Genomic DNA, 21,009 nt, shown 5'->3' with positions numbered 1-21,009 from the left:
AATGACATTGAGTTTACACTGGATTCTTTTAGTTTCTATTTTCGCTTATTGCTACTTTGCTAATTAAGCTTCAAATGCCCGGGTCAATGGCGGAACGATTTGCTTCTTCCGGGAAACGACGCCTGGCAGGTGAGCTTCTGAGTCAACCAGTTCCTTGCCGAAGGCCTTGGCAAAGACTGACTTGCTTTCGTCGTCCCCGATGAAGAGAACTTCTGAGTCTGAGTCCAAAACGTTGGTAATTACCAGCATGAACAGGTCGTAGCCATTTTCCTTGGCATCCTTTTCCATGGCTGCCAGGAAGGCATCCTTGCGTTCCAAGGCTTCTGGGACGTCAACAACGTTGACTTGGGCGATCCGGGCAGTCTTTGAACCCAGTTCGAAGCTCTTGGCGTCCAGGTCGATCAGTTCTTCAACTGACTTAGCAGCAATGTTGGTACCAGCCTTAAGCAATTCCAGGCCGTATTCCTTGTAGTCAACGCCGGCAATCTTAGCCAGGTCTTCAACTGCTTGCTTGTCGATATCAGTAGTGGTTGGTGACTTCAAGAGCAAGGTGTCGGAAATGATAGCACTCAGCATGATACCAGCAATGTTGGCTGGAATTTCCATATTTTGTTCCTTGAACATTTCCCACAAAACAGTGGAAGTGCAGCCAACTGGTTCAGCCCGGTAGAACAAGGGGTCGATCGTCGCGAAGTTGCTGATCCGGTGGTGGTCAATTACGTGGGTAACCTTGACTTGATCCCGGTCTTCAACGCTTTGTTGTGGTTCGTTGTGGTCAACCAGCATGATGGCCTTGACTTCGTTTGCGACAGTCTTGACCACGCGTGGTGCTTCAAAGCCGAACTTCTTCAAGGCAAAAGAAGTTTCGTCGTTGGCTTCACCCAAAGCAACAGCTTCAGTGTTGTAGCCATGTTGGTTCTGGAAGTATGAGTAGGCAATCGCCGTGCCGATCGCGTCAGTATCTGGGTTTCTGTGACCAAAAATCAGTTCTTTTTCCATCTTGGAATTTTCCCTTCTAGTTTTAGCTAAAATTAATTCTCTCTAATTAAGTCTACTAGAAAATCAGCGCTTTGTTCAATCTTTTCGCAATCTTTTTTGCTTTTTTAGAACAAGCGGCTGACATCCTTGGCCTTGTCCGGCAAAGGCCGGCCCATGAGCAGCTCCTTGGCTTCCCCATCTGTCCTGACATCAATGACAAAGGAGCCATTGCTCTGCCGGTCGCCGACTGGCTGATCGCTGGTCCGGATGACCTGCTTGCGCAGGCTGGAGGTGATCAAGATAAGCTCATGGTTTTGCCCGTAAGCCTTCAAGGCCACGATCCGGTGCGGCTTGGTCTTCAAATTACGCAGAACCAGAACTCCCCGCTTGGCCCGGCTGGTCTTGCCGATCAAGTTCAGCGGCATCTGCTTGAAGGCCCCTCTTTGAGTTACCAGTCCCACCTTGAGCAGGTCTTCATATTGCGGGTCAGTTACCAGGCAGGCAACGACATAGTCGTCTTCCTTCAAGTTGATTGACTTGACCCCAGCTGCCCGGGCCCCGACTTGCGGAACTTCGTTAATATCATACTTCAAGGCAAAGGCCTGGTTGGTAAAGAGGGTAATTTCCCGCTTTTCACTTGTCTTGACCAGGTCCACAGTGATGACGCGGGAATCCTCCCCCTTCATCTTCATGGCCATGATTGCCCGGGATTTGTAAGTTCTGGTTGGCTGCAGGTCAGCCAGGGCCACCTGCTTGATATAGCCGTCGTTTGTGGCCAGCAAGAAGGAGAAGTCCGGATCATCCAAATGATCCAAGGCAAAGACCTGGATGATGCTTTCGTCAGCCGCCAGGCCCAGTTCCTGGGACAGGTGCTGGCCAACATCCTTCCACTTGCTTTCAACCAGTTCATGGACCGGCCGGTAGATCAAGTTGCCATGGTTGGTAAAGAGGTAAAGGTTGGTCAAAGTCGACAGGGTCCCTTCATAAACCACCCGGTCAGTTTCTGGCAGGCCGTTGTCGCCAGCTTCAGTTGACTGGAAGGACCGCAAAGATGACCGCTTGATGTAGCCGTCGCGGCTGATCAAGACCCGGACGGATTCTTCCGTGATCAAGGCTTTTTCATCGACTTCAACTCTGGCGGTTTCATCACTGATTTCGCTCAACCGGTCTGAACCAAATTCCTTCTTGACTGCCCGGAGTTCCTTGATAATTTCCTTTTGCAAAACCTTGGGGTCAGCCAAAATCTTTTCGTAAGCCGCGATCTTGCCTGTCAGTTCCTTTTCTTCAGCTTGCAGGGCCAAAACGTCAGTGTTGGTCAAGCGGTAAAGCTGCAAGGAGACAATAGCTTCGGCCTGGCGGTCAGTGAAGGAAAATTCGGCAACCAGGTTCTTCTTGGCGTCAGACTTGTTCTTGGAAGCCCGGATGACCTTGATCACCTGGTCCAAGATACTCATGGCCTTGATCAGGCCCTGGATGATTTCCAGCCGGTCTGAGGCCTTCTTCAAGTCAAACTGGGTCCGCTTGGTTACAACTTCTTCTTCGTGTTCCAGGTAGGCAGCCAGAATCCGCTTAAGGCCAACTTGAACCGGAGTCATGTGGTCAATGGCCACCATGTTGAAGTTGTAGGAAACCTGCAAGTCAGTATTCTTCAAGAGGTAGTTGAGGATGTTCTGGGCGTCAGCGTCCTTCTTAAGCTCGATAACGATGGAGAGACCGTGACGGTCCGTTTCGTCTCTGACTTCGCTGATCCCGTCCAGTTCCCGGCTGACCCGGATTTCGTCGATCTTCTTGACCAGCTGGGCCTTGTTGACCAGGTAAGGAATTTCCGTCACCACGATCTGCTGGCGGTGGCCCCGGATCTCTTCGATATGGGTCTTCGCCCGGACCTGGATCCGGCCTTTACCAGTCTTATAGGCATCCCGCAAGCCCTTTTTACCCATAACAATCCCGCCAGTCGGGAAGTCTGGCCCTTTAACAAAAGTCATCAAGTCTTCCAAGCTGGCATCTGGGTGCTTAAGAAGGTGGATAGTCGCGTCTAAAACCTCGCCCAAGTTGTGGGGCGGAATTTCCGTAGCGTAACCAGAGGAAATCCCAGTTGACCCATTGACCAGAAGATTAGGAAAGCGGGCCGGCAAAACCGTTGGTTCATAAGCGGTGTCGTCGAAGTTGAGCACCATTGGCACGGTTTCCTTGTCAATGTCTTCCAGCAAGACATTGGAAATCTTAGACAAGCGGGATTCGGTGTAACGCATGGCGGCAGGACTGTCGCCGTCCATTGACCCGTTGTTGCCATGCATTTCGATCAAGGGCTCTCTCATCTTCCAGTCTTGAGACAGGAAGACCAGGGCCCCGTAGATGGAGCTGTCGCCGTGCGGGTGGTAGTTACCCATGATGTTACCGACAGCCTTGGCTGCCTTCTTAAAAGGCTTATCAGCCGTGTTGCCGTCACGGTACATGGCGTAAAGAATCCGCCTTTGCACCGGCTTGAGCCCGTCGCGGATGTCCGGCAGGGCCCGTTCTTGAATAATATATTTGGAATAGCGGCCAAAGCGTTCGCCCATGACCTGTTCCAAAGGCATTTCACGAATTCGCTCGTGAGTTTCTGGCATAAATTGCTTCCCCCTAATCATTTACCTTGTCTAAGATCGACTCTTCATCGCCCAGGCGGAACTTGACGTTTTCCTCAATCCACTTTCTTCTGGCGGAAGCCTGGTCCCCCATCAAGGTGGTCACCCGGCGCTCAGCCAATTGGGCATCATCGATTCTGACCCTGATCAGCATCCGGCTTTCCGGATTCATGGTCGTCTCCCAGAGCTGGTCAGCGTTCATTTCTCCCAGCCCCTTGAAGCGCTGCAGGGCATAACCCTTGCCAACCTTCTTTTCATCCTCGTCGCGCTCTTCATCAGTCCAAGCGTAAAGGTTAGTCTGCTTCTTGCTGATCCGGTAAAGCGGCGGCAGGGCGATGTAGACCTTGCCTGCTTCAATCATCGGCCGCATGTAGCGGTAGAAGAAGGTCAAAAGCAGGATCTGGATGTGAGCCCCGTCGTCGTCGGCGTCAGTCATGATGATGATCTTGTCGTAGTTGGAGTCTTCGACCTTGAATTCGGTCCCGACCCCGGCCCCGATCGTGTGGATCATCGTGTTTATTTCTTCGTTCTTAAAAATGTCAGCCAGCTTGGCCCGCTGGGTGTTCAAGACCTTCCCCCGCAAAGGCAGGATGGCCTGGAAACGCCGGTCCCGGCCTTGCTTGGCACTGCCGCCGGCTGAGTCCCCTTCGACCAGGAAAAGCTCGTTTTTCTTAGGGTTTCTGGACTGGGCCGGGGTTAATTTCCCGGACAGGACTTCCTTCTTGTGCCGCTTCTTCCCGTTTCTGGACTCGTCTCTGGCCTTCTTGGCCGCTTCTCTGGCATCCCGGGCCCTTTGGGCCTTCTTAACCAGGTCCTGGGCCCATTCACCATTTTCCAGCAGATAGTAGGACAATTTCTCGTACACGATGCTGTCGACCGCGCTTCTGGCCTGGGGAGTCCCCAGCTTGCCCTTGGTCTGCCCTTCAAATTCCAGCAGTTCTTCCGGGATCTTGACGCTTAAAACGGCGCTGAGCCCTTCCCGGTAGTCGGACCCTTCTAGGTTCTTGTCCTTCTTGCCCAAAAGGCCCTGCTTCTTGGCATAGTCGTTAAAGGCCCGGGTAAAACCACTTCTGGCCCCAACTTCATGAGAGCCGCCGTCCGCGGTCCGGACATTGTTGACGAAGGAAACAAAGTTCTCTGAGTATGAGTCACTGTACTGGCCGGCAAATTCGATTTCCATCCCATCCTGGCTGCCTTCAAAGTAGAAGACCTTGCCGATCGTTCCCTTGCCTTCGTTGAGGTAGGCAACAAAGCTTTCAATCCCGTCGTCATACTGGAAGACGTCGTGGTGGTTGGGCGTGCGCTCGTCGGTCAGAGTGAACTTGACTCCCTTGAGCAGGAAGGCCGATTCCCGGATTCTTTCCTGGATGGTCTCGTAATTATACTTAGTCGTTGAAAAAATCATCGGGTCCGGCTTGAAAGTGATCGTAGTCCCCGTCTTTTCCTTGGTCGCCCCCAGGCAGCGGAGGGTGCCGATTGGGTGGCCGCCATTTTGGAATTCTTCCTCGTAGGCCTTGCCGTCACGCACCACGTGCACCTTCATGTAGCTGGACAGGGCGTTGACAACGGAAGAACCGACCCCGTGCAGACCACCGGAGGTCTTATAGTTCTGCTCCGTGAACTTGCCGCCGGCATGCAGGACAGTAAGGATGACTTCAATGGTTGGCCGGCCTGAGGCATGCATCCCTGTCGGCATCCCCCGGCCGAAGTCCTGCACGGTCACGGAATTGTCCTCGTGAATGGTCACGTTGATTTCCTGGCCAAAACCAGCCATGGCTTCATCGACTGAATTATCAACAATTTCATAGACCAGCTGGTTCAAGCCGTGGATGTCGGTTGAACCGATGTACATCCCTGGCCGCTTACGGACTGCTTCCAGCCCGTGCAGAATTTGAATTGAAGAATCATCATAGGTGTTCTTTGGCAAAATAAAACATCTCCAAGCTTTAGATTAATAACTTCGTATCAATTCAGTCCGTTATTTGTTAAAATAGCAGGTACAAGATAAACGGAGTTGATTTGATGTTTGCAATAAAATTTGCATTACTTTTAATTTTAGCATACTTAATTGGTTCTTTTCCGACCGGTGTTTTAGTCGGCAAGCTCTTTTACCACAAGGATATCCGGGACTATGGGTCACACAATATCGGGACCACCAACACCTTCCGGGTTCTGGGCCCCAAGGCCGGCACCCTGGTCTTCCTGGTTGACTTCTTCAAGGGGACCCTGGCTACCTGCCTGCCCCGGATTTTTCACTTGGGCGACCACCACTTGTGCTTGATTTTCGGGGCAGCAGCCATTTTCGGCCACGCCTTCTCAATCTTTCTCAAGTTTAAGGGCGGCAAGGCCGTGGCCACAACAGCCGGTTTCCTCCTGGGCTACAATGTCCAGTTCTTCGGCCTCTGCGCCTGCTTCTTCATCCCCTTGCTCTTAATCACCAGCATGGTGTCCTTGAGCAGCTTGATTTCAGTAGTCCTAATTTTTATTTCCAGCTTCTTCTTCCATGATACTTTCCTAACTATCATGTCAGGGGTCCTGGTTGTCCTCATCTGGTGGAGCCACCGGGCCAACATCAAGCGGATTGCCGCCGGAAATGAAAACCTGGTCCCCTTCGGCCTTTACTATCACATCAAGCAAAAGCAAGGCAAGGACAAAAAGCAGAAGTAATTTTTGAACCAATCCTATTATACGGAACACATGTTCAAAATGCAAAGGGGTATTTTTTAAATATTGCTAAAGCAAAAGCCATGATTCAGTTGAATCATGGCTTTTTTCAGATTTCCTGGCCTAAAAACTGGCTCTGGTAAAGGTCAGCGTAAAAGCCGCCCTTGGCCAAAAGGCTTTGGTGGTTGCCACTTTCGACGATCTGGCCGTGGTTGATCACGATGATCTTGTCGGCATCTTGAATGGTTGACAGGCGGTGGGCGATCACGAAGCTGGTTCTTTCCTGCTTGAGGTCCGCCATAGCCTTCTGGATCAAGCTTTCAGTCCGGGTGTCAACTGAGCTGGTTGCTTCATCCAGGATCAAAATTTCCGGATCGGCCAGAAAGGCCCGGGCAATCGTCAAGAGCTGCCTTTGCCCCTGGGAAATATTGGACCCTTCTTCGTTTAACAGAGTCTGGTAGCCATCCGGCAATTGGCGGATAAAGCTGTCGGCCCTGGCCAGGCGGGCAGCCCGGTAAACTTCCTCATCACTGGCAGCTTCTCTGCCGTACTTGATATTGTCAAAAATCGTCCCGGTAAAGAGCCAAGTATCCTGCAAGACCATAGCAATATGGCCGCGAAGCTCTTCCCGGCTCATTGACCTGGTTTCCCGGCCGTCTAAGTAGATTTGCCCGCCCTTGACATCATAAAAGCGCTCCAGCAGGTTGATGATCGTGGTCTTGCCGGCCCCAGTTGGTCCGACGATAGCCACCATCTGCCCTTTTGGCACTTCCAGGCTGAAGTTTTCAATAAAAGGCGCGTCAGTATAGCTGAATGACACGTCTTTAAAAGTCAGTTTAGCATCTGTTGCCAGTTCAGCTGCCGGATGGACTGTTTCATCCATGTCTTCAGCATCCAGAACGGCAAAAATTCTTTCCGCTGAGGCAATGGTCTGCTGAATCGTGCTGGACATGTTGGCCAGCTGGGTCAAGGGCTGGGAGAACTGGTTGGAATACTGGAGGAAGGCCTGGACATTGCCCAGGCTGATGGCCCCCTTGATGACATCGATAACCCCAAAGACGGCAATCAAGAGATAACCGACATTTTTGACAAAGTTCATCAAGGGGAAAATCATGATGGAAAGAAATTCTGCCTTCCAGGAAGCGTCAAAGTAGGCGTCATTATGGTCAGCAAAAGTCTCCTCTTCATTTTCTTCCTGGCCAAAAACGCGGACAATGCCTACCCCGGCATAGATTTCTTCTACCTGCCCGTTGATCTTGCCCAGCTGCTCTTGCTGGCGGCCAAACAGCTTCTGGGCCTTAGGGGCAATCGTACCCGTGATCAAAACGGAGACTGGAACGGTCAAAAGAGCCACTAAAGTCAGCTTCCAGGAGATCGTGAACATGACGGCCAGGGTTCCGACCAGGGTAATAGTACTGGTAATCAGCTGGATCAAGGTCTGCTGAAGAGTGCCGGAAATATTGTCCATGTCATTGACCATCCGGCTCATTAGGTCACCTTTGGAGTGGGTATCGTAGTAGGATACCGGGACATGGCGCATTTTTTCTTTAAAATCAGCCCGCAGATGGCAGACAACCTGCTGGGAAATCCGGGTCATGATGATCTGCTCGGCAAAATTGAAGACGCTGGAGATCAGGTAAAGACCGATTACCCAAAGCCCGATCTTAAAGACGCCGGCAAAGTCGATTGGCAAGCTGGTCAAATGCTGGCCGGCCTTCTCTTGAGCATAGCCCTTCATCACTCCTTGATAGATCAAGGTCGTGGCCTGGCCCAAGACTTTCGGGGCAAAAATCGAGAAAACCGTGGCAATAATGGCAAACACTATCGACAAGCCCACGCCAAAGCGCCAAGGGCGCAGATATGCCAAAAGCCGGCGGCTGGTCGGCCAAAAGTGCTCAGCCTTGTCAATTTTTCCTTTATGACCGTGATGCATCCTAATCCACTCCTTTCTGGAACTGGGAAGCGACAATCTGCTGGTAGTTCGGGCAGGTCCGCTTCAATTCTTCATGCTTGCCCTGGCCGACTACCCGGCCGCTGTCTAAGACCAGGATCTGGTCAGCAGACGCCACCGTAGAGACCCGCTGGGCCACGATGACGGTAATGGCCTGCCGCATCTTCGGATCAGTCGCCAGGGCCTTTCTAAGGGCCGCGTCAGTCTTAAAGTCAAGGGCAGAAAATGAGTCGTCGAAAATATATACATCGGCATCTTTGATGATGGTCCGCGCGATGGCCAGTCTTTGCCGTTGGCCGCCGGAGAAGTTGGCCCCGCCGGCTTCGACCGTGCTGTCCAGGCCCCCGTTTTCTTTGACAAAGTCTGCTGCTTGGGCAATTTCCAAGGCCTGCCACATCTCTTCCTCACTGGCATCCCCCTTGCCAAACAGCAGGTTTGACCGGACTGTCCCTTTAAAAAGCACGGCTTTTTGCTGGGTCAAGGAGACCAGCTTGTGCAAATCTGCCTGTTTCAAGTCAGTCACCTTAACCCCGGCAAGTTTGACCGCGCCTTTTTCCACGTCCAAAAGGCGGGGAATCAAATTGACCAGGGTCGACTTGCCCGACCCGGTTCCCCCGATCAAAGCCAGGGTCTGGCCAGCCTTGACTTTAAAATTAATTCCTTCCAAAGCTGCTTCTTCAGCTCCGGCATAGCGGAAGGAGACCCGGTCAAATTCCAGCTCTGCCGGGCCTTTTGGGAGGGGTGCCGGCTCTGCTGGGTCCTGCAGCTGATTTTTCGCGTCCAGTACTTCATTGATTCTTTTGGCTGATACAGAAGCCCGCGGAATCACGATAAACAGCATGGACAGCATCATGAAACTCATCAGAATCTGGGTAGCATAAGTCAAAAAAGTCAAAAGACTGCCGACTTCCATGACCCTGCCGCTAATCAAGCGGCTGCCCAGAAAAATGATCCCCACGTTGGTCAAGCTCAGCACTAGGGTTACGGCTGGTTGCATGAAAGAAATGATTGTGTAGGCCTTGATGCCGACCTTGGTATAGTCCAGATTAGCCGCGGCAAAGCGGTCCTGCTCGCGCTGGTCCTGCCTGAAGGCCCGGATGACCCGGACCCCTGTCAAGCCTTCTCTGAAGATCAAGTTGATCCGGTCGGTCTTTTGCTGGATGCTCTTAAACAAGGGCATGGCAAAATGCATGAGCAAGAAAATGATGGCCGCCAAAATTGGCAAAGAAATGGCGAAAACTTTTGCCAGGCGGGGCTGCTGAAGATAAGCCAAAACGGTCCCAGCCACCAGCATGATCGGGGACTGGAGCAGCATCCGCAAGAGCTGCATAAAGGTCATCTGAACCTGGACGACGTCATTGGTCGTTCTGGTAATTAAAGAGGACTGGCCAAAGCGGCTGATCTCTTCATCAGAGAAAGTCAGTACCTTGGCAAAGAGCATGGCCCGGAGGCGCTGGCCAACCTGCATGGCCTGGTGAGAGGCAAAATAGATGTTGCCAAAAGCAGCCAGCAGGCCCAAGGCGGACACCAAAAGCATCTTGCCTCCGGTTTGCCAGATATAAGGCAGGTTCTTGCCAATGATCCCCTTGTCAACCAGGTCAGCCGTCACCGTCGGCAGGTACAAATCACATGCAACTTGTACTAATAAAAAAAGACTTGCCAGGCAAGTCGCCCAGCAAGTCAATGTTTTTCTAGCAATTTTAAGCATGGTTTTCACCCTCTTTTTTGGCATTTTCTTCCATGCGTTCTTCCAAGAATAATGCCTGTTTGTCCAGCTTCTTCAAGATGTTCAAGTATTCGGCCTTTTCGCCTTCGCTTAAGGGGCTCATCAAATCGCCAACAAAGCCCAGCCAGCTGGAGTGGTTGCGCTCATTTTGTTCTCGGCCCTTTCCAGTCAAGTAGAGGCGGAAAACCCGGTGGTCGCTGTTGTCCCTGCGCCGTTCGATCAAGCCGTGCCGCTCCAGGCGGTCAACGACTTCACTGATTGAGGACGGCCTTACTCGGGCAAAGCGGGCCAGTTCTGCCTGCTTCATCCCTTCATTCTTGCTGAGCAGCGCCAAAGTCCGGTTCTGCCCCCGAACGCCGCCATGCAGCTTCTCATACCGCATCCCCATTTGGGCCAGTTGCCGCTGCAAACGCATGCTCCGGTGAAACAATTCTTCATTGAGTTCTTCTTCTGCCATCCTGCTTGTCCTTTCTGCAAAAAATAATCAAGAAATTAATATTCGGTACCTAACTATCAAGTATACCTGGATCATGCACAATGTAAAGCAAAACAGCCGCCAAAAGGCAGCTGCCAACAATTAATCAAACAATTTTCGCAGAATTTGCATTACTCCTTCATCGTTGTTGCTTGGAGCAATATGGTCAGCAATCTTTTTAAGGTCCGGGTGGGCATTGACCATAGCATAGCTGGTCCCGGCTGCCTCTAACATGGTCAAGTCGTTTAAGTAGTCGCCAAAAGCCAGGGTCTCTTCTTTCTTGATTCCCTTTAAATCTGCGATCTTCTTCATCGCTGCCCCCTTATTGGCGTCCTTGTTGACAATGTCAATCCATTCCGGCCCGGCCAAAACCGCGCTCAAATTGCCCGGCATTTCCGGCAATTGCCGGTAGATTCTTTCTGCTGCCCCGCCTTCAATATAGGCTGTAAACTTGATAATTTCATCGCTGCTTATTTCAGCTTTGAGATCAGTAACATACCGCCGCTTGATATAGTAGGTATCCAGCTGCTTTAAAAAGTTCTGGTCTCCTTCCGGGTCGCGGCAAATAGCCTGGCTGGCCCCGCAAAGGATCGGATTGGCTAAAGGTTCTTTTTCAAAAAGATCAAGGCAAAATTCAGCTTCTTCAGCCGTAATGCCGGCCTTGGCCAAGACCTTGCCCTGCTGGTAGATCAAACCGCCATTGTCGCCAATGAAGATCAAGTGGTCCTTAATGTCCTTGAAAAGCTCTTCATTGGTGTAATATGGCCGGCCGCTGGCGATCACCATCTGCTGGTCGGGGTGATTCAAAACCCAGGGGGCAAAAGACGCTGGCACTTCTTTGGCGTCATTGACCAAAGTGCCATCCATGTCGGTCGCGATTAATTTGATTTCTTGCTTATTTTCCATGTAAAATGCTTTCCGTAAATTAATTCTCTCTATTGATTCTTCCCTTATTATTCCATTATTTTTGCAAGAATTCAAAGATTTTCAACTAAAAAAGCAGGCTGTCGCCTGCCGATAATTCTTGCTTTTAGCCATAAATATTGTTGACTGCCTGCCGGTAGAGGTCGACTGACAAAGCAGAAGGATCTTCATTTTTCAAGCGGAGATATTCACCGCGCAGGTCTTCCCACTGGTCCCAGTCCTTGATCGTCTCTTCCTGGATGGTCAAAAAACGGCTGTTAAAGGCTTCGCTCCACTTGCCCCCATCAGTTTTAACCAAGCGGTATTCATCCCCGTCTTCTTCCTTGATGACGGTCAAGTCTAACTTGAAGTTGACCTTGCCGCTCTTCTTGGCCCGGTGCAGGAAGGTCAAAGCCTGGCTGTTCTCCCGGCCTGCTTCAAATTTATCCGCCAGGCCCGCCATTAAGCCCTCGCTGATTTTACTGAGCAAAAGTGCTGGATCTTCTTCAGCTGACTTTACCAGCTTTAACTGGTAGTCCAGGTCCACCACCCCGTCGTTTTGGGTCACGAAGTTGCCGGCCGTCCCGACCGTGCTCTCCAGTTCCAGGCTGATGCCCTCCTGGCGCAAATCCGCCAAAGCGGCATTGACCGCATCAACGGTCAAATAGCGGTAAATCTTGATTTGTTCTTTTGGGATGTAGCTGTACATAATGCCTCATTTCTGCTTTTCGCCAACAATCTGGTTCTTGCCTTGGTCCTTGGCCTGGTATAGATAGTCGTCAGCCAGCTTGATTATTGCCCGCAGCTCTTCTTCATCATCGATTCTACCGGTAGCATAGCCGATGCTCAAGGTGGCTGGCTCTTTTAACTGCCGGTTTAGTTTAGCATATTCTTTTTGAAAAATCTGCAATTTTTTGACAAAAGCGCCATCTTCCATGCCCGACGCGATAATTAAAACCTCGTCGCCGCCATAGCGGTAGCTCCGCAGGTGCGAGTTCATCCAGTCTTTTTGCAAGTAGCGACCAAGTCTAGTCAAAACCAGGTCCCCATATGCATGACCATAATTGTCATTGAAACGTTTAAAGTCATCCAGGTCAATCATTGCCACGCCAATCTCTTGCTTGAGATAATTTGGAAAATCTTCCCGCAAGGCAAGCCGGTTGTAAAGACCAGTCAATTCATCCGTCCGGCTGCTGACAAAGAGTGATCCATTTGCCCGGTGCAAGATGTAGTTGTACCAGGATGCCTGCCGAAACCAATGTCGGCGCAAAATAATACAGGATTGGCAAATAAAGTAAAAAAGAAACAAGTCATATGCATCCTGCCCGGCGACCTGGACATGATTTATAAAAATAACTGACAAAGTTGACAGCAGACTCAATGCCACCAAGGCAATGCCGCGGCCTTTTTTATAATATGGCAGAACGCAGATGACCATCATAATCAAGACCAGCTCAAAATAGTAGCTGCTTCCCTCTTGAGTACTGTATAAAGTAAGGCCCGATAAAAGAGCATTGATGGCCATGTTTGCAAATATTATTCTGATTTCTTCTGCTGCTGGCTGCCGGTGTTTATTCAGCCAGATCAAAAAGAGCAAGTGGGGCAAGTTGGACAAGATCAGCAAAAGGTAGATCCACTCACTTGGAATCATTGGGAAGGCCGAAATGTCCGCATAATATGAATTAAGGCCAAACATGCCTAAAAAGCCGATAACCGTGATCAAGCTGGAGACAGCAATTCCCATGGTGATATTGTTGTCAGCAACCTCTTTTTGAAATTCTTCAGAATCAAGATAATCAGCATACACCGCCTCTTTTTCATTGACTAATTGCCAGCTGAGGCCATGAACTTTTCTCCTGTTCCCTTTCTCTTTCATAGTAATCACATCACTTTTCAACATCCAACACTAGCGCGTTGCCTAAGAAACAACCTGCTGGTTTTCATCCAATTTGACCGGTTTGCTGAAAAGAAAGCCTTGGAGCAAGTCGCAGCCAGCTTCTTGCAAAAAATCTCTCTGCTCTTCGGTTTCTACCCCTTCTGCCAGCACCTTCATTCCCAACAGGTGGGCTACTTTAGCGATTTCCGGTATCAAAAGCTGGTTTAAAGGCCCGTCATCAAGGTGGCGGACAAAGACCATGTCGATCTTGACCAGGTCAAAGCTGTAGTCATTTAATGCATTCAAAGATGAGTAGCCGCTGCCAAAGTCGTCCATCCAAACCTCAAAACCATAAGCGCGCAGCTGCTTGATCTGCTCTTTTAACCGGACAGTGTTGGTCGACAGATCCCGCTCGGTAATTTCAATCTTGATCAAAGACCGGTCCAGGCCTGCTCCAGTAACCAGGTTGTTGATCTTTTCAACCATATTGGGCATTTCAAAGTCTTCATGGGCCAGATTGACGGACACTGGCTTGAGGTTCAGGCCACGCTTTTTCCACTGCCGCAATTTGGCAACCACTTCCCAGAGCATGTACATGTCCAGGTAATAAGTCAAATGGTGCTTTTCAATCACTGGGATAAAGGCGGCAGGTGAAACCAAGCCCTTTTCCGGGTCCTCCCAGCGGGCCAGGGCCTCATAAGAAGCAGTTTTTCCGTCTTTTGCCGAGCAAATTGGCTGGAAGTAGGATGTCAGCCAGCCTTCATCCATGGCCCGGCTGAAGTTGTCCAAAAAGTAGCTTTCTTCCAAGTCTTCCTCTTCAACGGTCGGATTATACTTCTTTACGTAAAAGCGCCGGTCATGGCCGATCTCCTTCATGGCCTGGTTGGCCCGGTGAGTGATCGTCATGATATTCTGATCTTCGTCTTGAATGTCATAAAGGCCAAATTGCAGGTCCACGGCCTCGTTTTTGGCCAGGCTAATAATTTTTTCATGGATTTCCTTAATTTTTTCGTCAAGACCATTTGCAGTCGTCAAAATCAAGAAATGGTCATCCCGGTTGTAATAAACATGGCCCTCTGTGATCTTGCTTACCAAAAGCTCAGCCAGTTCTTTCAAGAGCTGATCGCCCAATTTCAAGCCATAGAGATTGTTATAGACGCTCATGCCAGCAATGTTAAGACTGACGCAGACCGGCTGCTCTTTAGCCAGGCGGAGCTTGGCCACTTCTTCCATGCCAAAAATTTCCATAAAGCGGCGATTTGGCAGATTGGTCAAGCGGTCCTGGTACATCTGGTCATTGGCATACTTTTGGTAGTGGGTGTCTAAAATCTGGTTGTTCTTGCCAGATTCTTCCGCGTCCGTATAAAAAAAGAAACCTAAAGGAACGCCGTCGACCATCACATGGTTGGCCACAGAGTGAAAGATGTGGTAATCCTCCATGTTTGGCGTCTTCCAGCGGAAAAAGACGTCGTATTTCTCATCTGAGTGTGCCGCGAACTGCTTGCCAAAATATGCCATCCGGCCGATGTCGTCTGGGTGGACAAAACCAAACATGCTCTTGTCAAGATTGGCCACTAAAAAGTCGCGGTCAACCCTCAGCATTCTGCACAATTCATCGGTAACCAGCAAGGTTTTGATTTTGCCATCAATAATTTGATAAATTGCCATCCCTGTTGGCAGATTTTCATAGTCTTTCCTCTTCTGGTCTGAAAATTTGATTTCTTCCATGGTACTTGCTCCTGTTTTTCCGCTACCCGGTTATCGGGATTTCGTGCGCTTACATTCATTATAAAATAAGAATGATATTTATTAAAGAAGAAAAATAGTATTTCCGTAAAATCGGCCAATACTCTCTTTTTTTCTTAAATAATCATAGTTTACCTATAATGCAAAAATTATCATTTTAACAAACGCTATAGAAAAAATTATATCTCAGCAAAAAGACTTGCAAAAATCTTTTTTTAATAATCCCTTGTCCTTGCCAGGATCTGGTGGTAAGCTTGCAGTAAATCATTTTCATAAAAGTATAGGTTACCTTTACTTTTATGAGTGGTTCGACGATCGCCTGTTTTTATGTCATTTTCTTTTTGTTTATATTTTTCACGAGGTTGCAAAATGGATTCTAAAGAAATCAATTCTAAAAACAAGGCCAGCTTCTGGTCCTTCAAGCTTTCCGCCCACGCCATGACCCTAATTCCGGCCGCCGTTGGGATCAACTATGTCGCCAAGGCCTTTGCTGAAGGACTTAAATTGCCGGTCTGGCTGGGATCACTGGGTACCTTCCTGGCCAGCATGCTGGCTGGTCCTGTCGCCGGGGCCATCAGTGGCTTTATCAACAATGTCATCTACGGTTTGACTTTGTCCCCTATTTCTACTGTTTACGCTTTGACCAGCATCGGGATCGGCCTCGCAGTTGCCTGGCTGAACCAGCGGGGCTTCTTCAAGCGGCCAGTTACTGTCTTGCCGGCGGCTATTATCATTGCCCTGGTTTCAGCCCTGATCTCTACCCCGCTCAACGTCATCTTCTGGAGCGGGCAAACTGGGATTGCCTGGGGGGATGCCCTCTTTGCCTCCCTGGTTGCCAAGCACGTCAACATCTGGATCGCGTCTTTTCTTGATGAATTCGTCCTTGACCTTCTGGACAAGACGGTCGTTAGCTACCTGGCCTTTTTGATCTACAAGCAGCTGCCAAAGCGCCTGGTCTACTTCTTTAAGGGGACTGAAGAATGAGAAATAACGCGGAAGACCTGGCCCTGCCCGCCTGGCAGGCAGCCATTGATCCTATCAGCAAGTTGCTCTTGATCCTCCTTTTCACGATCGCGGCTTTTGCTGCCGGCAATCTGCCTAGTGCTATCATCATCCTCGCTGCCAGCTTCATCCTGGCCCTTTTGACCAAAAATTTCCATGCACTTTGGGGAATGTGCGCCTTCAGCCTCTTCCTCATCTTGACCATGCTTTTGATCCAGGGGCTCTTTTGGCCACAAAACCATACCGCGGCTTTTGCCATCGCTTCTGTGACTTTTTACCAGGAAGGACTTGACCACGCGGCTCTCTTAGCCTGCCGGATTTTAATCATTATCTTCTCCAGCAGCTTTTTCATCCAGACGACGACCATTTCAGAGAACGCCCGCTATTTGGAAAACTCCGGTTTGTCCTACCAGCAGGTCTATGTCCTTATGTCAGTCTGCTATATCCTGCCGCAGATGCAGCAAAACCTGCACAAGATCCAGCTGGCCCAGAAGGCCCGGGGGATTGCTCCAGCCAAGTCTCTGCTCTCCTGGATCAAAAATCTCTTTCCTGTCCTGTTGCCCTTGATCGTGAAGAGTTTCCAGCAGGCCATGAGCCGGTCAATTGCCCTGCAGCTGCGGGGCTATGCCAACCCAAAAAGGCGGCCAGCCAGTCTGAAAAATGAATACTGGAAAGACAAGTTCTGCCACCGCCTGCTCATTGCCAGTTGCCTGCTTCTTTTAGGAGTGAAAGCATGTCTGATAATTTTCAACTAACCATCAATGAGCTCTGTCTTCGCTATGTCGGCTTTGACAAACTAGCTTTAGAAAAGATCACTGCCGAAAGCCGCGGCCAGCGCATCGGCATTATCGGACCCAGCCATGCCGGCAAAAGCAGCCTTTTGGCCCTCTTAGCCGGAATTGCCGGCAAAATGATTCCCGCCAAGTTTTCCGGTTCAGTCCGGATCAACGGCGAAGACCTGGAAACTTGGAAAAGCCAGCACGAAATCGCCCTGCTTCTGCAAGACCCGGCCAGCCAGCTCTCTGGCCTTTCTGACACGGTTTATGACGAATTAGCCTTCTCCCTGCTCAACCAAGGCAAGAGCGATGAAGAAATTGACGGAGCCGTTAAGCGGGCTGCTGACCAGCTGGACTTGACCAATCTGCTGGGCCAGTCGCCAAACCAGCTTTCTGGCGGGCAAACCCAACGGGTAGCGATTGCCACCGCCCTGGTTACTGAGCCCGACCTGCTTTTGCTCGACGACCCGACCAGCCAGATGGACCCTTTGGGCCGCCTGCACTTTTTCAGCTGGCTGGCAAAGCTCTCCTGTCCTTTCCTGATCGTCTCCAGTGAGCTTGACGACTTAGCCGCCCTCTGTGACCAGATCTGGGTCTTAAAAGACGGCCGCCTGCTTTTGGCGGACTCTCCCCAGGAAGTCTTCAACCAGTTGGATGACCCGGCAATCGACAAGCCAGTCGCTTGGAAAATGGCGAAAAAGCTGGACCTCACGCTGAATGGTTGCTATCCGGTCAATGCCAGTGAACTTAAGAAAGCTGCCGAAAATGCAAATTAAGATTGAAAACCTTCATTACACTTACCCAGAGTCAAATTTTGTCCTGGACATCCCGAAACTGACTTTTTCTCCCGGCTTGATCTGCCTGGTTGGCCAGAACGGGTCTGGCAAATCCACCCTTTTGAAGCTTTTGGCTGACCTCTTGCCAGCTGGCAAGGCTATTTCCGCTGATGGCCAGGCTTTGGCGGATTACCTTGCTTGCGGCCGCTTGAGCAAGATTGCCTATGCCTTTCAAGACCCAAATGACCAGCTGTTCAACTCCAGCGTGGAAAAAGAGCTGGCTTGGTCCATGAAGCAGGCTAAATTGCCGGAAGCTGAAATTGCCAGCCGGACTGAAGCCACCCTTAAAGAATTTGGTCTGGCTGAATTCCGGGACTTGAATCCATATGACCTCTCTCTTTCAGGAAAAAAATTATTGACCATCGCCAGCGCCCTGGTCCTTGACCCAGAGGTCTGCCTGTTAGACGAGCCCTTGATGAGCCTGGATTATCCCGGCCGCTGCCTGGTCACCCAGTTAATCCAAAAAAGGGTGGCCCGGGGCAAAACCGTGATCATGATCACCCACGACATGGACTGGCTGGCTGAAGAAAGCCAGGAGGTCTACGCAATGAGCCAGGGCCGCTTGATCTACCATGGACCAGTTCACCAGCTCTTTAGCGACCAGGAAATGTTGGACCGGCTGGGCCTTTTGCCGGCCAAGACCTGGCAGCTCAGCCAGTTGCTTGGGCTCAAGCCGGAATTGCTTACGTTAAAATAAACCGCCGCATTGACAAAAATATCGTAAATATTATGTATGCGCTTCATCTCACTCTCATTTACCTAACTTCTTCTTAGGCCCGGCACTATAACTTTTAGTTTGCTTTTCCCGCTTTTTAACCTAAAAATCCTCTTAAAGGCAGGTAAAATCAAGCTTAACTTTATACGAAAGCGTTTGCAAAATCATCCCCACTTTCTTACAATTAATTGTGTAAGGAAAGCAAAAGCAAACAAGGAGGATGATTTTGATGCTTTTTCACCGCAGTGGGAGCAAGAAACGCAAGCATGAATTTCCGACCGCTTATTCGGTCATCATTATCGTTTTGGTGCTCGTCCAGCTTTTAACCTTTTTCATACCGGCCGGCAACTATGCCACGGTCTCTTATGACCAGTCGGCCAAGGATTTTGCCATCACCATGCCTTCTGGCAAGGTCAAGCATGAGCCAGCTACGCAGAAGACTCTTGACCGCTACAAGGTCAAGATCGATGCTAAAAAATTAATCGACGGCACTATCTACAAACCGGTGGCTATTCCAGACTCTTACGAAAGAGTCAATGTCAAAAAGCCTAATTTCCGGGAAGCTGTCGTCCAGTTTTTGACTTCCCAGGTGCAAGGGATTGCCGATTCAATCGACATTATCACCTTTATCTTGATCCTCGGTGGGATTATCGGGGTTGTCTACGCCAATGGGGCCATTAATTCTGGGATGCAGGCCTTGTCTGAACATATCAAGGGCAAGCAGATCCTCTTGATCGTCATCGTTATGGGCTTGATCGCCCTGGGCGGGACCACTTTTGGCCTGGCCGAAGAAACCATGGCCTTCTACCCGATGCTGATCCCGGTCTTCTTGGAGGCCGGCTATGACACGATGACCGTGGTCGCTACCATCTTCCTGGGCACGACTTTGGGGACTTTGGGTTCAACCATCAACCCCTTCTCAACCGTTATTGCTTCAAACACGGCTGGGGTCAACTTCGCCCGGGCCCTGCCTTTGAGAATCGTCATGCTCCTGGTTTCCCTGGGGGCCGGGATGCTCTACACCATCATCTATGCGGAAAAAGTCCGCAAGGATCCAAGCAAGTCCTTGGTCTACGACCAATACGAGGAAAACAAGAAGAAGTACCTTGCTTTTGACTCACAAGCTGACAAGGGCGACTTCACCTGGCGGCAAAAATTAACTTTGCTCACCTTCGTGGCCGGCTTTTTGGTCATGATCTGGGGCGTGCAGAGCCAGGGCTGGTACTTTACTGAGATCGCGGTCGTCTTCCTGGCCGTTTCCTACCTGCTTTTCCTGGTTTCCGGCTTAAGCGAGCACCGCTTCATGGAAAGCTTTGTCAGCGGTGCGGCAGACCTTTTAGGGGTTGCCTTGACGGTCGGTTTGGCCCGGGCGGTCTCCATCGTGATGGATGAAAGCCACACCAGCGACACGATCATGTACTTCTTCAGCAAGCAGATCACTGGCATGAACAAGCTGGCCTTCGTCTGGGTCCTCTTCTTGATCTACATCGTCCTCGGCTTCTTCATCCAGTCATCATCTGGTTTAGCTGTGCTGTCCATGCCAATCATGGCGCCGTTGGCCAACATCGTCGGTGTCGACCGGGCCAGCGTGATCGATGCCTACAACTGGGGGCAGGGCTATATCGGCTTAATCGCACCAGTTGGCCTGATCTTGATGTCCCTGGCCATGGTCAACATCAGTTTTGACCGCTGGTTTAAGTTCATATGGAAGCAACTGGTCATCCAGTTCGTGATCTGTCTGATCTTCCTGGGAATCGGCCTCCTGGTCTACTAAACAGTTAACACTTTACAACTGCTTCAAAGAAGCAAGGCAAGGGAAATTCTTTTGCCTTGCTTTTTTGGTCAATATTTGACTTTTTCCACTTTTACCGTTTCACGCTGTCGCGATTTTTTAGCCTTTCTTTTTTAAAGGCCATAAAACGCTTGGTATAACTAGTTACATCGTTAAATTTATGCTTTTAACAGCCTTGGTGCACAAATGATTTTTGTCCAGTTTTTAAAAGAAAAAGCTTGGTATTACGGGATTCCTTCTCTTTCGCTTGTAACCGGTTAAAGTAGCATTTTTGTTTCACATAGCCATGACAAAAAGCCTTTTTGCTGGTAAAATCGCCCTAAAAGCGTTGAAAATTCGAGGTAAACTATGGAAATTCTTGATATTGTGGATAAAGAGGGCCGGCCAACCGGGCAGACCATTGAACGGAATGAAGCCCACCAGATTGGGGCCTGGCACCGCTGCGCCTCTGTTTGGATCATCCGGCAAAAAGAGGGCAAGTGGCAGGTCCTCCTGCAGAAAAGATCAGCCAATAAGGACTCCTACCCAGGCTGCTTTGACACCTCTTCAGCTGGCCACATTGATGCCGGAGACGAACCCCTGGAGACTATCATCAGAGAGCTGGAAGAAGAACTAGGCATCAAGAGCCAGGCCGCTGACTTCACCTTCATCGGCACCTTCCACAACTGCTATGACGAGGTCTTCCACCATGCCGAATTCAAGAACCGGGAAGTTTCCTTTGTGCATGTCTACTCTAAGCCTGTTGACGAAAAGAAATTGCACTTGCAGGAAGAAGAAGTTTCAGCTGCCTCTTGGTTTGACTTGGATGAAGTCTGGAAAAAGTCTTTGGCCAAAGATCCGGCCTTCTGCACCCCGGTGGGCGGATTAAAGCTTTTACGGGAATACCTGCAAAAACTATCGACGAAAGAAAAGCAAGAAAAGAGAAAAAACTAGCTGATTTTT

At 50.1% G+C, this 21,009-nt stretch carries 17 protein-coding genes; 7 read left to right on the top strand and 10 right to left on the bottom strand.

What is annotated here, in order from left to right:
* Window positions 1–63: 63 nt before the first annotated feature.
* The 3 genes from ACYVUT_RS04850 to parE all read right to left on the bottom strand — a co-directional run bounded on the left by ACYVUT_RS04850 (window position 64) and on the right by parE (window position 5,535).
* Window positions 64–999: a manganese-dependent inorganic pyrophosphatase gene (locus ACYVUT_RS04850; RefSeq protein ID WP_484501553.1), complete on the bottom strand. Its 936-nt coding sequence runs from the start codon at window positions 997–999 to the stop codon at window positions 64–66.
* 104 nt (window positions 1,000–1,103) lie between these two features.
* Window positions 1,104–3,587, bottom strand: a complete 2,484-nt coding sequence (parC, locus tag ACYVUT_RS04845; protein ID WP_484501552.1) for a DNA topoisomerase IV subunit A — start codon at window positions 3,585–3,587, stop codon at window positions 1,104–1,106.
* Window positions 3,588–3,600: 13 nt separating this feature from the next.
* The gene (parE, locus tag ACYVUT_RS04840; RefSeq protein WP_439775869.1) at window positions 3,601–5,535 is read right to left on the bottom strand and encodes a DNA topoisomerase IV subunit B; all 1,935 of its coding nucleotides are present in this window, start codon (window positions 5,533–5,535) and stop codon (window positions 3,601–3,603) included.
* A gap of 92 nt (window positions 5,536–5,627) precedes the next feature.
* Between parE and plsY the strand changes: the two genes are divergently transcribed.
* The gene (plsY, locus tag ACYVUT_RS04835; RefSeq protein ID WP_439775865.1) at window positions 5,628–6,272 is read left to right on the top strand and encodes a glycerol-3-phosphate 1-O-acyltransferase PlsY; all 645 of its coding nucleotides are present in this window, start codon (window positions 5,628–5,630) and stop codon (window positions 6,270–6,272) included.
* A 106-nt stretch (window positions 6,273–6,378) separates the two neighbouring features.
* Here the strand turns inward: plsY and ACYVUT_RS04830 are convergent, their stop codons facing one another.
* The 7 genes from ACYVUT_RS04830 to ACYVUT_RS04800 all read right to left on the bottom strand — a co-directional run bounded on the left by ACYVUT_RS04830 (window position 6,379) and on the right by ACYVUT_RS04800 (window position 14,928).
* The gene (locus ACYVUT_RS04830) at window positions 6,379–8,202 is read right to left on the bottom strand and encodes an ABC transporter ATP-binding protein (RefSeq protein ID WP_484501551.1); all 1,824 of its coding nucleotides are present in this window, start codon (window positions 8,200–8,202) and stop codon (window positions 6,379–6,381) included.
* Window position 8,203: 1 nt separating this feature from the next.
* Window positions 8,204–9,928: an ABC transporter ATP-binding protein gene (locus ACYVUT_RS04825; protein ID WP_484501550.1), complete on the bottom strand. Its 1,725-nt coding sequence runs from the start codon at window positions 9,926–9,928 to the stop codon at window positions 8,204–8,206.
* Window positions 9,921–10,403 carry a MarR family winged helix-turn-helix transcriptional regulator gene (locus ACYVUT_RS04820; RefSeq protein ID WP_439775868.1) on the bottom strand — a complete coding sequence of 161 codons (483 nt, stop codon included), beginning with the start codon at window positions 10,401–10,403 and terminating at the stop codon, window positions 9,921–9,923. Before ACYVUT_RS04820 ends, ACYVUT_RS04825 begins: the two co-directional genes overlap by 8 nt.
* 120 nt (window positions 10,404–10,523) lie before the next feature.
* Window positions 10,524–11,327 (bottom strand): HAD family hydrolase, encoded by an 804-nt coding sequence (locus ACYVUT_RS04815; RefSeq protein ID WP_484501549.1) that lies wholly within the window; start codon window positions 11,325–11,327, stop codon window positions 10,524–10,526.
* Window positions 11,328–11,451: 124 nt separating this feature from the next.
* Window positions 11,452–12,033, bottom strand: a complete 582-nt coding sequence (locus ACYVUT_RS04810; protein WP_484501548.1) for a hypothetical protein — start codon at window positions 12,031–12,033, stop codon at window positions 11,452–11,454.
* 6 nt (window positions 12,034–12,039) lie between these two features.
* Window positions 12,040–13,200, bottom strand: a complete 1,161-nt coding sequence (locus ACYVUT_RS04805) for a diguanylate cyclase (RefSeq protein ID WP_484501547.1) — start codon at window positions 13,198–13,200, stop codon at window positions 12,040–12,042.
* A 42-nt stretch (window positions 13,201–13,242) separates the two neighbouring features.
* Window positions 13,243–14,928, bottom strand: coding sequence for an EAL domain-containing protein (locus ACYVUT_RS04800; RefSeq protein WP_484501546.1), 1,686 nt, complete (start codon window positions 14,926–14,928; stop codon window positions 13,243–13,245).
* A 387-nt stretch (window positions 14,929–15,315) separates the two neighbouring features.
* Between ACYVUT_RS04800 and ACYVUT_RS04795 the strand changes: the two genes are divergently transcribed.
* From ACYVUT_RS04795 to ACYVUT_RS04770, 6 genes are all read left to right on the top strand, one after another.
* Complete coding sequence (locus ACYVUT_RS04795) at window positions 15,316–15,930, top strand: ECF transporter S component (RefSeq protein WP_439775905.1); 615 nt, start codon at window positions 15,316–15,318, stop codon at window positions 15,928–15,930.
* On the top strand, window positions 15,927–16,703 hold the full coding sequence (locus ACYVUT_RS04790; RefSeq protein WP_484501545.1) for an energy-coupling factor transporter transmembrane component T: 777 nt from the start codon (window positions 15,927–15,929) through the stop codon (window positions 16,701–16,703). Before ACYVUT_RS04795 ends, ACYVUT_RS04790 begins: the two co-directional genes overlap by 4 nt.
* Entirely contained in the window at window positions 16,682–17,500 is an 819-nt protein-coding gene (locus ACYVUT_RS04785) for an energy-coupling factor ABC transporter ATP-binding protein (protein WP_484501544.1), read from the top strand. The genes ACYVUT_RS04790 and ACYVUT_RS04785 overlap by 22 nt, the downstream gene beginning before the upstream one ends.
* Window positions 17,490–18,257: an energy-coupling factor ABC transporter ATP-binding protein gene (locus ACYVUT_RS04780; RefSeq protein ID WP_484501543.1), complete on the top strand. Its 768-nt coding sequence runs from the start codon at window positions 17,490–17,492 to the stop codon at window positions 18,255–18,257. The genes ACYVUT_RS04785 and ACYVUT_RS04780 overlap by 11 nt, the downstream gene beginning before the upstream one ends.
* Window positions 18,258–18,504: 247 nt before the next feature.
* A complete protein-coding gene (locus tag ACYVUT_RS04775) occupies window positions 18,505–20,049 on the top strand; it encodes a YfcC family protein (protein WP_484501542.1) in 1,545 nt (514 codons plus the stop codon).
* Between the two features lie 366 nt (window positions 20,050–20,415).
* The gene (locus ACYVUT_RS04770; RefSeq protein WP_484500102.1) at window positions 20,416–21,000 is read left to right on the top strand and encodes an NUDIX hydrolase; all 585 of its coding nucleotides are present in this window, start codon (window positions 20,416–20,418) and stop codon (window positions 20,998–21,000) included.
* Window positions 21,001–21,009 lie beyond the last annotated feature (9 nt).

The organism is Lactobacillus sp. WILCCON 0059 (assembly GCF_057197985.1).
The sequence above is the reverse complement of the archived record's forward strand: the minus strand, read 5'-3'. Positions and strand labels throughout refer to the sequence as shown.